Annotated in this window: 9 protein-coding genes; 8 read left to right on the top strand and 1 reads right to left on the bottom strand. The window is 56.0% G+C overall.

The genetic code is table 11. The annotated features are described in order from the left end of the window. Window positions 1-461 precede the first annotated feature (461 nt). Complete coding sequence (locus tag CEK71_RS11835; RefSeq protein ID WP_088619580.1) at window positions 462-2516, top strand: acyltransferase family protein; 2055 nt, start codon at window positions 462-464, stop codon at window positions 2514-2516. 277 nt (window positions 2517-2793) lie between these two features. Continuing rightward, window positions 2794-3792 carry a hypothetical protein gene (locus CEK71_RS11840; RefSeq protein ID WP_157679164.1) on the top strand — a complete coding sequence of 333 codons (999 nt, stop codon included), beginning with the start codon at window positions 2794-2796 and terminating at the stop codon, window positions 3790-3792. Between the two features lie 58 nt (window positions 3793-3850). Here the strand turns inward: CEK71_RS11840 and pmbA are convergent, their stop codons facing one another. Then, window positions 3851-5182, bottom strand: a complete 1332-nt coding sequence (gene pmbA, locus CEK71_RS11845) for a metalloprotease PmbA (RefSeq protein ID WP_088619582.1) — start codon at window positions 5180-5182, stop codon at window positions 3851-3853. A gap of 335 nt (window positions 5183-5517) precedes the next feature. On the opposite strand from pmbA, the gene CEK71_RS11850 reads away from it, so the two are divergent. From CEK71_RS11850 to CEK71_RS11875, 6 genes are all read left to right on the top strand, one after another. Continuing rightward, window positions 5518-6117, top strand: coding sequence for an FHA domain-containing protein (locus CEK71_RS11850; protein ID WP_088619583.1), 600 nt, complete (start codon window positions 5518-5520; stop codon window positions 6115-6117). Between the two features lie 99 nt (window positions 6118-6216). Continuing rightward, a complete protein-coding gene (locus CEK71_RS22610) occupies window positions 6217-8355 on the top strand; it encodes a protein kinase domain-containing protein (RefSeq protein WP_157679167.1) in 2139 nt (712 codons plus the stop codon). Beyond that, a complete protein-coding gene (locus CEK71_RS11860) occupies window positions 8352-9812 on the top strand; it encodes a polysaccharide deacetylase family protein (RefSeq protein WP_088619584.1) in 1461 nt (486 codons plus the stop codon). Before CEK71_RS22610 ends, CEK71_RS11860 begins: the two co-directional genes overlap by 4 nt. An 88-nt stretch (window positions 9813-9900) precedes the next feature. After that, window positions 9901-12150, top strand: coding sequence for a serine/threonine-protein kinase (locus CEK71_RS11865; RefSeq protein WP_088619585.1), 2250 nt, complete (start codon window positions 9901-9903; stop codon window positions 12148-12150). After that, window positions 12151-13767 (top strand): FHA domain-containing protein, encoded by a 1617-nt coding sequence (locus tag CEK71_RS11870; protein WP_088619586.1) that lies wholly within the window; start codon window positions 12151-12153, stop codon window positions 13765-13767. Next, entirely contained in the window at window positions 13767-15221 is a 1455-nt protein-coding gene (locus tag CEK71_RS11875) for a PP2C family protein-serine/threonine phosphatase (protein WP_088619587.1), read from the top strand. Before CEK71_RS11870 ends, CEK71_RS11875 begins: the two co-directional genes overlap by 1 nt. Window positions 15222-15255: the final 34 nt, after the last annotated feature.

The raw sequence follows: 15255 nt of genomic DNA on the forward strand, positions 1-15255 counted from the left end.
CCAGCCCTCACTGCCATTAAGTTAAAGATTTATTCTTTATATTTCAATAATGTAGATATTAAGAGCGTAGTAAGTTAATCCATTCGTGGTGAGCCTGTCGAACCATGGACGGATTAACCGCCCACCCTTCGACGACCATCGGAAGTCCCTGTGGGACAAGCTCCCCCACAAGGGGGGTCTGGGGACAGGCGAACGGTTAATCCTATCTTTTTGAAATTACAAGTACAATTCCTTAACTTAATGGCAGTGACCCCAGCCCTCCCCTTCGCGCAGGGGCAGGGGTAATGCCTTCCCCGTCGTACAGGCGACAATCAGGGGAAAAAGCCCCTCCCCCTGTCTTCTTCGGCTTCGCTCAGGGAACGCGGAGACTGGGAGAGGGTGTGCGTCTGTACAACAGATTTTATTTCATGCGCGTTTCTTAGCTGACCGCCCGATTTTACCAACCTCCTTACCCCCAACTCATGAAACCATTACCGCCGCTGTCTTTGCTTATAGGCCTGTCTTGCCAAGATGCCGCCAAGCCCCCTGCATCCGCTTCGGGACATTTGGCCTATTTGGACGGTTTGCGGACGCTGGCCATTATTGCCGTGTTGGCCTATCACCAAGATAACGCTTGGTTGCCGGGCGGCTATTTGGGTGTGGAGGTTTTTTTTGTCATCAGCGGCTTTATCATCACCCGCCTGCTCCAGCAAGAATGGGCAAACGCCCGACACATCAATTTTCAGCGTTTTTACTGGCGGCGGTGGTTGCGGCTGTTCCCATCAATGCTGGCGATGGCCTTGGGGGTTTGGGTATGGCTGGTACTGTTCCATCCTAGCGATAGCCCGCAAATCCGCGCCGACCTGCCTTATGCCCTCAGCTTTACCGGCAACTTACATTACATCTTCAATCAGGTCTCCTATTTTGAAGGTATAGGACGGCCTCCGGTCTTTGAGCATTTGTGGTCGTTAGCGGTCGAATTCCAGTTTTACTTGCTCTGGCCGACCTTCTGCCTGTTGCTGTTCCGCTTGCCCACACGCTTGGCGGCACTCATGCTCGTGTTGGGCAGTTGGGGCAGTTATGCATGGATGGCGAGCCTGTATACGCCGGATGCGGATGCGTCGCGGCTTTATTTCGGCACCGACACGCGGGCGGGAGCTTTTCTGATCGGTGCGTTGGCGATGCTGGTATCGCAACATTGGCAACCCCGCCGCCGTGTCCAGATGGTGTCCGCTCCGATTGGGGCGGCGGCGTTTGGCGCGTTGGCGACAGCCTTGTACTTCTTGGAAGCCAATGACCCGCGCTTATATTCTGGTGGCTTTGCCGCCGTTGCTTTGCTCACTGGCGGGGTGATTATCCATTGCCATGCGAGTCATCGCTACGACCCTGTCCGGCTTATCTTAGGCAACCGCTTGACAGCGTGGCTAGGCAACCGTTCCTACAGCATTTATTTGTGGCATTGGCCGGTATTCTGTTTAAGCCTGCCGTGGGTGGATATACCTTTTGAAGGTAGCGAACTGTTTTTGTTACGGCTTGCGGTAACGTTAGCCTGTGCGGAAATTTGCCACCATCTGGTCGAAGAGCCGTTCCGCAAAGGCTTATTGGCGCGGACCTGGCAAGCGCTCAGCCAAGGCGATACCCTTCGCCGCTTGCAAGCGGCGGGCTTTTCCGGCTTGGCATTGGCCAGCACCGTCGGGGGCGGCTACTATCTGGTGCGCTCCACCGAAGCCGCCATACGCCAAGCCACTTCGGAAGTGTCCGAAGCCGCCAGTTTTGGCGAAGCACTGCCCATTCCGCAAGTGTTTGATGTGGTAACGGTAGGCAACACCCGCTTTAATAGCCGCTTGGGTACATTCCTTAACAGTGATTTTTCTATGCCGCCTGCCTTATTGGGGCCGACTATTCCGCCACCTGCGGGCGGCAATGCCGAAGAGGAGGAAGAGGACGATACGCCCGAATCTGTAACGGCGATGTGCGCTAACGCGGGGGGCAACACACGCCGAAAAGTCGTTTGGGAAAAAAATAACTCGAACGGTTATGTGACGCGTGTCCACACCAGCTCGAAAAAAAAACCGGCCATCCTGGCAATTGGCGATTCGGTGATGGTGGGCGCCGCCGCCGAATTGTTGCGGAAAATGCCCGGACTCATGCTTGATGCCAAAGTGGGCAGGCAGTTGGGCGATGCCCTGCAATTGTTGGACGGTACTTATACCCCCCAAGCGGACGGTACGGTGTTAATCCATCTCGGTAATAATGGGCCATTGAACAAAGCGCAAGTCGATAAACTGATTGGCCATCTGAAAAGTAACCAGCAACTGATTTTGGTCAATTTAAAACTGCCCCGCAATTACGAGTCGGCTAATAATCACCTGCTGGAAAAAGCCGCCCAACATGCGGGGGTTAAACTGCTTAACTGGCGCTCGGTAGGCTTGGCGGGCACGAAAATCTTTGCCGACGACGGCCTGCATCTGACCGGGAAAGGCATCAGGCTATATACCGAAACCCTGCTCAAGGCCTTATGCGTCGCCAGTAAATAAGCCGCGCCAGAAATTCCGCTGCCCTTAAACGAATAAATACCTATAGCTTTCAGTTTGTTAAAACCGTTATCCGATGCGCAAGTTTTTCATAAAGCGGCCAATATGGCGTAGAATGGGCAGTGAAGGCAAGCCTTAATAGCCACGCCCAAGCGTTTGGGCAGCAGTAGCGTTATTAATCGGCAAACGCCTATGTTTGGTGTTTGATGAAAAATCAGGCGACACCTGTCACTGCCCACCCGCAGCACCAGGGCTGTTGCCTAACGATGAGGTTTTAAAAATGACTGTTTTACCCCCTGTAGCCAAGACCCTGTCCGCTTTGGCATTCGTATCCGTTATCCTGACGGCGTGTTCCACTACCCCTCCGGCACCGGAAACAGACACGGCTAAATGGCTAGTGCCACAAAATAATGCCGCTAATGACCTGAATAATCCCGCCGCCGATGCCGATGCCGACCGGGGGGCGCAAGCCGCGGCCCGGTTGTTGGAAAAAGGCCCTATAAAAGTGCTAAGGCCCGCCGCCCCCTCCCATTACAACGATGAGCCGCTAGCGCGGCACAAATCCTATTCGGATGGTTCGTTAGCGCAGTTGGGCACAAACAAAATGGTCGCGTACGCGCCTATCAACAACAAGCGGGCGGACATTCACCTGCCCAATACTTACGCGGGTAAACGGCCCGTGCTGTTTATCGGCGACTCCCACTCCACCGCCGTATTTGGCGCGACGCTGACCAATTTGATCGAACAGGAAATTCCGGGGGCGCAAGTCACCGCCATTGCCAGTTGCGGCAGCTCCCCCGATTGGTGGCTGAACGGCAACAAGGCGACCCGTTGCGGGTTCTGGCGGCACAATGCCGACGGCAGTGAAGAAAAGGGCTTAAGGGGCATGACCCCGCAGGTTGACGAACTGCTAAGCTCGCTGCAACCGCAAACGGTTATCGTCGCCTTAGGGGCGAACCTGATCCCGCAACATCAGGAGGAGCGTATCCTCCAGACCGAAACCCTGATGCGGCAAGTCGCTGGCGCGGGCCGCCAATGTTTTTGGATAGGCCCGCCGGATGCGCGTAAATTCACTTCGGCGCAAACCGATGAAGTCTATGTCTTGCTGGACAGCTTAGCGCATAGCTATAACTGCCAGCTCATCGACAGCCGCAAATATACCCATTACCCCAGCAGCGGTAGGGATGGCCTGCATTACAGCGGCAAAGAAGGCGAAGCTATCGCCAGAAGCTGGGCGACCCAGATTTTCCAAAACCATCTCCAAAACGGGATGCTATAAGACCGTTGGCCGTAGCTTTTCTGCGGAGTGCGGGCCGTTTTTGCCCGCACTCTCCTCATCATTCCCCCGCGATAGCCATTTTCTCCAGCAAGATTGACCCCGTGCGGACATTGCCGCGATAGTCGATGTCGTTGCCGATGGCGACAATCTGCTTAAACATGTCTTTAAGATTGCCGGCGATGGTGATTTCTTCGACCGGATACTGGATCACGCCATTTTCTACCCAAAAGCCCGCCGCACCGCGCGAGTAATCGCCCGTAACCATGTTCACGCCCTGTCCCATCAGTTCAGTCACCAGCAATCCGGTATCGAGCAGCTTTAACATCGCGGTAAAATCCCCGCTGTTAGGGGTGATGCTCAGATTATGGACTCCGCCCGCGTTACCCGTGCTTTGCAAGCCCAGCTTACGGGCCGAATAAGTGCTTAACACATAGCCACGCAAGATGCCGTCGCTGACCAAGTCGCGGGTTTGGGTAGCCACCCCTTCACCGTCGTAAGCGGCACTGCCGAGCGCACCGATCAGATAAGGCTGTTCGTAAATATGCACAAAGTCGGGGAAAATTTGCGTGTCCAGCGCATCCAACAAAAACGACGATTTGCGGTACAAATTGCCGCCGCTGATTGCGCCGATAAACGAGCCGAGCAAGCCGGAGGCGATTTCGGCACTGTACAGCACCGGACATTGGCGGGTGCTTAAGCTACGCGCCCCCAAGCGGCGCACGGTGCGCTCCCCGGCTTTCTGGCCGACACTAACCGCCGACTCCAGTAGGGCGGCGTTGCGGGCGACCGTGTACCAATAATCACGCTGCATACTGTCGCCGCGTTGCGCCAGAACCGAGCAGCTTAAGGAGTGGCGGGTAGAGGCATAGCCTTGTAGAAAGCCTTGGGTGTTGCCCAAGACCCGGACACCTTGGTGGCTATTGACGGACGCGCCTTCGGAGTTGCTGATTTCAGGATGAAAGCCCCGCGCCGCAGTTTCGCATTCGATAGCCAAAGCGATGGCTTGGTCAGCACCGAGTTGCCACGGGTGATAGACATCTAAGTCAGGGAATTGGGTTTGCTGAAGGGCGGGGTCAGGCAAGCACGCATAATCGTCGGCACTGGTGTAACGGGCAATGCTGCACGCGGCGCTGACGGTTTCTTTGATGGATGCGGGCGACAGGTCGGTGGTGCTGGCCGAACCTTTGCGTTGGCCAAAATAGACGGTGATGCCTAAGCCTTGGTCACAATGGTGTTCGATGGTTTCGACATCGCCTAAGCGCACCGACACCGATAGGCCGTTTTCTTGGCTCAGCCCCGCTTCGGCGGCACTCGCACCTTGTTGTGTCGCCTCGTCCAATAAGTTTTGGACAAGGTTTTTTAGCTCGTTAATGTGTTCTTGTGGTTGCACAGGTTGTCCTTATTCGACAATGGGGTTGCAGAGGTGTATTGGGCGCAAAATGGCAAGCGGCGAAGCTTAACCACTCAAAAGCCATATCATGGGGTTAGTCTGGCGATTTAGCAAGCCGCCCCTGGGCTTAACCGGGCTTATCTTAGCGCCATGGCCTAAACAGCGTAACCGCTATCGGCCCAAATGCCAAACCTAAGCCTTACTTACCTCCCGACAAGAAGTTGTATCGGCTGAGCCAATAAACGTTAGCAGATGATTAACGGTAAGCCATGTAATTTGTTTAATTCTGTGTGATTTTAATTTATTATTAAGGTTATTCAAGTTGAGGGGGCGTTATGGCGTTAAAACGTTGTGATAATGGGCATTATTATGATGAAAATAAATATAGCGGTTGCCCATCCTGCGGTATACGCGATTTGGACATGGAAACCACCAAGCCGTTACGGTCGATGAATTGGCGGAACGCGTCGCTGGATGTCAGTGATGACGCACCGCCCGCCGATGCCGCACCCACCCGCCGCCGAAACGAGGCCAAACCGGAGCGGGAACTGGGCGTGACCCAAGCGTTTTGGTCGGCCAAGCTGGGTATTGATCCTGTGGTCGGCTGGCTGGTCTGCATTGAGGGGGCCGACAAAGGCCGGGATTACCGTATCCGTAGCGAACGCAACCTGATTGGGCGCGATCCCAGCATGGATATTTGCATTAACGGCGACGCCACTATCTCTAGGGAAAAACACGCGGTCATCAGCTTTAACCCGAAAAAAAACGCGTTTCTTATTATTCCTGGAGATAGCCGCGGTTTGATTTATTTGAATGATGACGAAGTCGCCATGCCCACCGAGCTAAAGCCTTACGACACCATCGAATTAGGGCGGACAAAATTGCTGTTCGTACCGTTTTGTGGCGTACAGTTCCAATGGTCTAGCGAGGGGTAAAGCCTGCTTAATCAGGTACACTGTAAGCGCTGCACCAACAAAAAACCACGATCTTTTACCGGGCATTCAGACGCGCTTGCCCTAGGGAGCGAACAGGCAATGACAATAAACTGGGCGGTATTATGTCCTGGCTGTTTCCAGGACAAGGGCGGGGTCACCGTGTGCCCCCATTGTGGTTATGATGAAACCCTCCGGCGCGGCCCGTTGGTTTTGCCGCATCGGACGCTGTTGCAGGGGCAGTATTTGCTCGGTGCGGTGCTGGGTAAACCGGGCGGTTTTGGCATTACTTATTTGGCGTTTGACACCCGTTTGGAAACCCTGGTGGCGATTAAAGAATATCTGCCTAGGGATTTGGCCGGACGCGAGACCGGTACCTTTACGGTCAGCCCCCATTCCCAAGATGACGGCCAGTTATTCCGCTTTGGCCTGGAACAATTTTTGAGCGAAGCCCGCACCTTAGCGAAGTTTGACCATGCCCATGTCGTGCGGGTGCGCAACGTGTTTGAGGAAAACGGCACGGCTTATTTAGTGATGGACTATTACGAAGGCATCAGCCTGGCGCAATATCTTGACAAAAAAGGCCAGTTAGCCGAGCAAACAGCGGTCGATATTATGATGCCCATCCTTGATGGCCTGCGCGAAGTGCATCATAAAGGCTTTCTGCACCGCGACATCAAACCGCAAAACATTTATATCACCCACGATGGCCGACCGATTTTGTTGGATTTCGGCTCGGCGCGGGTGGCGATGGGCGAACACAGCAACACCTTATCGGTGGTGTTGACCCCCGGTTACGCGCCGTTTGAGCAATACCACCGCAAGGGTGAACAAGGCCCATGGACGGACATTTACGCCTGCGCCGCTGTGTTATACCAAATGCTCACCGGGCAGATTCCGCCGGAAGCCCCGGAACGCGCCGAGTACGATAGCCTGATCGCCCCCAAGACCTTGGTTCCCTCCCTGTCCGCACCGCTTAACCAAGCCATTATCGACGGCTTGGCGGTCAAGGCGCGGGGCAGGCCGCAAACCGCCCGCGACTTTCAGGAACGGCTGAGGCCGCCAAGCCCCAACTTCAACCCCAGCACTAGCACTAGCACCCAAACCGTTACGCCGCCCAATCCCAGCGGCTATGCGGGGTTTTGGCGGCGCTTTGCCGCCGCCCTCATTGATGGCGTGGTAGTTCTGATTATCAACGTGCTGGCCTATGTCGCCATTGCTGCCGGGGTGGTTTTCAGCGGTTTCAATGAGGCCATCATGAGCGTCAGCATCCTAGTTTGTGCCGTTAACTTGCAACTGAATTGGTTGTACTTTGCGGGTATGGAAAGCTCAGGTTATCAAGCCACACCCGGCAAATTGGCGGTAGGCCTCAAAGTCGCCGACCTTGAGGGTCGGCGGCTTTCTTTTGCACGCGCCAGCGGGCGGTTTTTCGGCAAAATCGTCTCTTCGCTGACCTTAGGCATTGGCTTTTTAATGGCGGGCTTTACCCAACGCAAGCAAGCCCTGCACGACAAAATGGCCGGGGGCTTGGTGCTGGACAAAGCCGCGCCGCTGCTCCAAGCCACCCCTACCGCAACCGGCTTAACCGCGCCCGTTTGGCTAGGTATGGGCGGCGTTTTAGCACTGTCCGGCCTACTGTTTGTGATGGGGGCGAATAACGAACTCCGCCACCAGGCCGAACAAGCCGCCGCCTATACGCAAGAACAAGAGCTGGATCAAGAACAACGTGCCGAGCAAGCCGAACAGGCGCAGCTACAGGCGCAACGCGAAGCGCAAGCTGAGCAAGAGCGGCAGCAGCAAGTACAACGCGAATACCAAGCCGAGCAGGAACGGCTACAGACACAACGCGAAGCCCAAGCTGAACGGGAAAGCTCAAGGGAGGAGCCGTCTGGTGACACCAAAGATGCAGACATCCGCAAGGCCGAGCAACTGGCCGTCAATGTGGTCAACCGCTATTTTCAAGCCATGGGCAACGATACCGAAGCCGCGCTCAAACTATGGACTGACCCCCATAGCCGCAGCAAACTGGCCAAAGCCTTGGCGAATACTGAATCTGCCGAATTAGTCAGCCCGCCCAAGTTTTACGATTTTGTTCCCGGCCCTAAAGCACGCGTGTGGGTTGATGTTTGGGTACAAGCCAAAAGCGCCACCCCGGCGCAACGTTGGCGGGGGCTGATGATCTTAGAACTCGGCACTGACCGCTGGTTGATTGCTAAAAATGAATTGGTAGAGGTGCAATGAAGCATTTACACGGATTATTCACCGACGCGGCCAGCGTCGCCCGCTTAACCGCCTGTGGGCTAAGCTTACTGGGTTTGCCCGCCATTAGCCACGCAACCGCCGATGCTCCTGAGGCGGTGTTCATGGCATTCTACCAACACGTCGCCGACCATGACTGCGCGGCGGCGGTGGCCTTAGCGGAAGGCTACACCCTAGCGGACTGCCAAAATGTGCAAAGCCTGACCCCGCCGCCCATGCCGAACAACATAATGGTCAGCCGCAACAACCGTATCACCTTTCAGACCCAACTGGACTACACCAACAAAAATCCGGCGGCAACCTATAGCTGCGACTATGCCGTTACCGTACAACGGCGGCAACAGTGGCGGGTGATCATGCCCGCCAAAGCCTTGAAGGCCTGTCTGCCATCCTCATCAGCCCCACTGCCCTTAACGCCCGCCGAGCAATTGCCTGCCGTGCCGCCGCAACCGGACAAGACGGCAGACCAAACCAAACCCGCCGCGCCGCCACCGCCCGCCCTGCCCGCTGCCCAAGCCAAACCGACCAACAGCCTATTAGGCTTATGGCCCGCCGAAGTATTGCGCGGCAAGCCCGGCGAAGAGCGCATCACCCATCTCGCCAAACCGAACGTAGACCCGCCCGACTATCTCGAAGCACCGACAAAATTGCCCGCCTTGGCTGAGGCGTGGCAACACTCCATCCGCCGGGTACGCTTACCCGCCGATAAGCCGCTGGTTGCCCTGACCTTTGACTTGTGTGAGCAAGCCGACGATGTGACCGGCTATGACCGCGACATCGTCAATTATTTGCGCGACCAACAAATCCCCGCGACTTTTTTTGCGGGCGGTAAATGGATGCGCTCGCACCCCGACAAAACCCAGCAATTGATGGCCGACCCGAATTTTGAGATCGGCAACCACGGCTGGACGCACGGCAACTTACGCGTCTTGGGCGGCCAAAAAATGCGTAACCAAATCACTTGGACGCAAGCCGAATATGCCATACAGCGGGATAACCTGAACGCCAAAGCCCAACAAGCCGGCTTAGCGGCACAGATGCAGCACATCCCCCATCAGCCCATGACCTTACGCTTCCCCTACGGCACTTGTAACAAGGCATCCTTAGAAGCGGTCAACGGTCTAGGTTTGGCGGCGATCCAATGGGATGTGGTCAGTGGCGACGCCGCCCCGCGCATCGCCCCGACCGCGTTGGCGAACGGGGTCATCCGGCAAGCGCGGAGCGGCTCGATTATCGTTTTCCACGCCAATGGCCGCGGCCACGGCACCGCCGCCGCATTACCGAAAATTGTCAGTGCTTTACAAGCCAAAGGCCTGCACTTTGTCACCGTCAGCCAATTACTGCAAGCAGGCAGCGTCGAAACTGTCCAAGACTGCTACGAAATGCGTCCTGGCGATAATCAGTATATTGACGCGAAATTTGGCGAAGGCACCCAGTAAGAAATGGGTAAGAAATAATTCGGGCAAATACTAAAACGTGATGTTCAACCATTAACAATAACCTAAACAACTAATAGGCAGGTAAATAATGAGTGTGGATTGGCAAATGCTCTGCATGGGCTGTTTCCGGCAGAAAGGCCCGCAAGCCGTTTGTCAGCATTGCGGCTATGACGAAACCGCCCCACGCGGGCCGTTATTGTTACCGCACCGCACCCGACTGCATAAGCAATATCTGGTCGGGCGGGTCTTGGGCAAACCGGGCGGTTTTGGCGTGACCTACTTAGCCTTTGATACTGGCTTGGAGACCCTGGTCGCCATTAAGGAATATTTACCGCGCGAGTTGGTCGGGCGTGAAGCGGGGCGGACGACAGTCAGCGCCCATTCGCCGGAAGAAGGCGGGCTGTTCCGTTTCGGTTTAGAGCAATTTATCATCGAAGCCCGCACTTTGGCAAAATTTGACCATGCCCATCTGGTGAAAGTACGCCACGTTTTTGCAGAAAATGCCACCGCCTACTTGGTCATGGACTACTACGAAGGCATGACGCTGGCCGAATACTTACAACAAAAAAACCGCTTACCCGCCCCAACCGCCTTGGCGATTTTAAACCCCATCCTCGACGGCTTGCGCGAAGTGCATGAGAAAGGCTTTATCCACCGCGACATCAAACCGCAAAACATTTACCTCACCCGCCAAGGCCGCCCTATCCTGCTGGATTTTGGTACGGCACGGCTCGCCATGGCGGAACGCAGCCGGAGCATGTCGGTGGTGTTAAGCGCGGGTTACGCGCCGTTCGAGCAATACAGCCGCCGCGGCGGGCAAGGACCGTGGACAGATGTTTATGCCTGTGCGGCAGTCTTGTATTTTATGCTCACCGGGCAAACGCCAGCGGAAGCAATGGACAGGGTCGAAGACGATACCTTAATCCTGCCGCAACGCTTAGTGCCCGATTTGTCCGAACGCCTAGCCAAGGTCGTCGTGCAAGGCTTGGCAACGGAGGCCAAACAACGCTATCAAACTATCCGGGCATTTCAAGAGGCGTTACTGCACGCGGCGGATACTGACGCAAACCCTAAAACCCAAACCAGCCGCATCCCATTAGCTAATTTGGGCCATAACAAGGCCGCTGCCAGAAAACCGTTGCTAGGCATCGCTTTACTTGCCTTGGTCGGTATTGGCTTTGTTTACTTGTTGCCTGCTGCCAAGCTCTTGGTCTCTCTGCCTGTTGCCGATTCTATTGAGATGGCCGACCGAAAATTCTTCGCCCATCAATACAACGAAGCATTGCCTATCTACCAGCGTTTGGCGGAAAAAAATAATGGCTTGGCGCAATTTCGCTTAGGTAGCCTGTATGAAAACGGCTTCGGCGGAGTTGCTATGGACACGCATCAAGCTGCTGTTTGGTATGAGCGTTCGGCCAATGCAGGTAACCCATTCGGCCAATACAGTGTCGGCAGGCTGTACCATAATGGCCGGGATAAACCGATAGACGAAAACCAAGCCCAGCACTGGTTCGACAAGGCCATGGCCAATGGCCTAAAAGCTGCGGCCGAACCGCTTGCCAAAGCCGACGACCCGATTATGTCATTTATTGCGGCACGGATTGCCGGCGATGAAAAGCGCTATTCCCAAGCTTTTGCGTGGTATCAGTCGGCTGCGGAGCAAGGCTATGCAACCGCACAATTTAATTTCGCCATGATGTACAAGGAGGGTCAAAGCGCGGTAAAAAACGAAGCCGAAGTGCTAAAGTGGTGTACTGCTTCGGCGGAACAAGGACTAACATTAGCACAAAACTGCCTAGGAGAAATCTATGCTCAGGGAGCAGGGGTAAAACAAAACGACACCGAAGCCACACGATGGTATCACCGGGCGGCGGAACAAGGACATGCAGTTGCCCAATTCAATCTGGGCTGGATGTATGACGCGGGAAAAGGTGTTGATAAAAGCGCTACCGAAGCGGTGTATTGGTATCGGCTAGCGGCGCAACAAGGCTATGCGAATGGTCAATTTGCGCTTGGGGTAATGTATAAAGCGGGTACTGGCGTTAACCAAAGCGACACCGAAGCGGCACACTGGTATCGGTTAGCGGCGGAACAAGGTCACGCTAGCGCCCAAAATAATCTTGGCAGTATCTATTCCGCTGCCCATGATTATCCAGAAGCCATAAAGTGGTTCAAAAAAGCCGCCGAACAAGGTGAAATGATTGCCCAATATAATCTTGGCAATCAGTATTCTTCAGGAACCGATCAGAACCTGGCGGAAGCCAAATACTGGTATCAGAAAGCGGCGCAACAAGGTTACGCCGCTGCTATCGAAGCCCTAAAAAGATTGAAACACTAAATGGCTATGGAAAATCGCGCCGTCTATTTACCCCCCCTTAAACTCCGCGCCGAAACCGTGCGATGGCGGATGACATTGCGCCCTATACAAGCCAATGGCTTGCATCCGCCACCCATAAAGCGCGTGGGTCAGCTCGTCTTATCGGCCATTTATCTGGGGCTAGCCACCACTGCCTTAGCAAACCCGCCGCCTGCCACCCTACAGCTCAGCCAAGCGCGGCAGGCCAACCCTAAGCTGATCGCCTATCTGGACGTGCGCGATGCCGACGGCAAAGCGGCGGACGCTTTAAACGCCGCGCAACTGACCGCCAGCTTGGCGGACACTGCCGTACCCGTCACCCATGTCCAAACTTTTGCCGACAGCCAAGAAGGCGTGGCGTATATATTCTTAGTCGATGTCTCATTATCGCTGCCGACTAAGCAATTCGCCCACATCCGCACCGCCTTAGCGGCTTGGGCGGACACGCTGGCAACCGCTGACCGGATGGCCCTATTGAGTTTTGGCGATAGCGTCAAGACTGTGACGGACTTTAGCGGCGACCCCGCCGCCCTCAAAACCGCCATTGCCGCCTTAAAACCCACCGACCAACACACCGCCCTGCATCAAGGCCTGATCCAAGCCCTGCAATTGGCGCGGCGCGGTGATGCCGACCTGCCGGGGCGGCGGGTGCTTGTGGTGCTGTCCGACGGTTTGGACGATTTATCCGGCGGGGCGACCCGTGAAGAAGTCCTTAATCGGCTGGATACCGACCGGATACCGATTTACGCCTTGGGCTGGGATACGCCCAACGCCGCTGCCCGGCAAGCCGAAGGCATTAAGGCCTTAGGGCTGTTCGCCCGCCGTTCCGGCGGTGCGTATGTCGGGGTCGGTAGCCGCCACCTAAGCCAAGCCTATAGCGAGTTGCGCGACCAGATTAAGGCCGTGGCCGTAGCAACGCTGGATTGCCGGGCTTGCCGCACCGACGGGCGCGTCCAACGCCTACAAATCACTTTACGCGCCGAAGACGGCCTGGTATTAAATGACGGCATGGATATACGGCTGTTACCCGCCTTGCCGACACCTACACCGCCGATTGCGCCCTCAGAACCCGCACCACCGACCGCGAACGGCTGGCCAGTTTGGCTGTATGGCAGCATAGCCGGGGTGCTACTCTTGCTGGTAACAGGTGTGATACTGGTAATGCGGCAGCGACTACCCCAAGCCGTCAGCCCACCCCCGGTTAGCGAAGACTTTTGGCCGGACGACGCTTCTTGGGACGCAGTTGCCTTGCCCGACACGGCACACCAAACCCCAGCGATAGGGCCGGGTTACGCTATTGAGTTGGCCGAACTGAATGCGGGCGGGCACGGCAAGACCTATCCGCTGCATTTATCGGGTGAGGCCGTTATCGGGCGCGGTGCGGATTGTGCTGTCACGCTGACCCGCGATGCCGAAGTTTCCGGCCACCACTGCGCCTTGGTTTACCACGCGAAGGCGGTTATGCTCCATGACCTAGGCTCGACCAACGGCACTTACGTCAATGGCGTACCCATTAGCGCGGCTTATCGCCTGCAAGAAGGCGACATCATCGGAATAGGCCGCACACAGTTGCGGGTGTTACTTTTAGGGGAAGCATAATGCACATACTGCCCGGCAATGCCCAAGCGATAGGGCAACGGCACAGCCAACAAGATGAATTTTGGTTTTCCGACATTCACGACCACGCGTTTATTGCCCATGGCGGCGTGTTAGCCTTAGTCGCTGACGGCATGGGCGGCCTGGAAAAAGGCGACGAAGCCAGCCGCTTGGCGGCCAGAACTTTCGGCACCGCCTATCTTGGCAAACGCCCGAAACAAAACATCCCCGATGCGTTGCTCTACGCCTTACAGCAGGCGAATACCGCCGTGTGCGAACTGTCGCTCAGTGTTGACGCGTTTAGCAATGTCGGCACGACCTTAACGGCGGCGGTCATCGCCGGACAATCTTTATTTTGGCTATCGGTAGGCGACAGCCGTTTATATTTATACCGTCAGGGTGAATTGACCCAACTGACCCATGACCACAATTATGGTGAGCTGTTACAGGAGCAAGTGGCCGAAGGCCGCTTGTCGCCCGCCTCGGCGGCTAACGACCCTGAGCGCAATGCCTTGACCAGCTATGTCGGCTTGCCGGACATTGTCCTGATTGACCGTAATATCCGGGCTTTTCCCTTAGAAGCGGACGATTGGTTACTGCTCTGTAGCGACGGCCTCTATGGCTACCTCAGCCACCAAGAAATAACCGATGAGCTGTTCGGCTCGCCACAGGAAGCCGCCGACTCGCTAATCCAGCGACTTTTAGAGCAAAACCATCCCCAACAAGACAATGTCACCGTCGTGATTATGGGTTGCCCAGCCGCTACACCACCACCGCCCCCAGCAAAAAAGCACGCTAAACGGCCTGCGCGTGCCGGGTGGCTACTGCCTTTACTGGGTAGTGCCATCGTCGCGGCAGGCTGGATCGCCAAGCCGTTTTTACTGCCCGCCACCCCCGCCGCCCCACCCGCCCTCATTGCCCCCGCACCTGCCGCACTGGCACAAGTGCCCGAACCGCCAGCCCCAGCCGCCGATACGCCTAGCCCCACTAACGAGGATGCGCGTATCGCGGAACTGATGGCGCAAGCGGCAGCGGACAGCCAAGCCGACCGTTTGACGACGGGACAAAACGGCAACGCCTTGGAAAAATACCGGCAAATTTTGGCGCTCCGCCCCCAGTATGAACCCGCGAAAACCGCGTTAAGCCAAATGGCCGAGCAATTGCTGGCGCGGGCCGAGCAAGCCAAGCAGGCGGGCGACGTGGCACAAGCGCAAAAACGGCTAGAGGAAGCCGGGCAAGTGCAACTGACTTTAGATCCCAACAATAAAGCCAATGAGGCGCAACGGCGCTTAGCCGCCCTACGCAGTGCGGCCTCCCCAACGCGGAAAAACCCCGCTCCCGCCGCCAAACCTGCACCGCCGCCTAAGCCTAAATCCAAGCCGCCCTCACCAACCCCGCCTAAAGCGGGTAAAAAAACCCCACCGAAACCTAACAAAAGCCAAGTGGCCCCTAAATAATGGCGTTCTATTTTAACATCACACCCCGCCCTTA

Origin of the sequence: Methylovulum psychrotolerans, from assembly GCF_002209385.1 — a bacterium.
Taxonomy (GTDB): Bacteria; Pseudomonadota; Gammaproteobacteria; order Methylococcales; family Methylomonadaceae; genus Methylovulum; species Methylovulum psychrotolerans.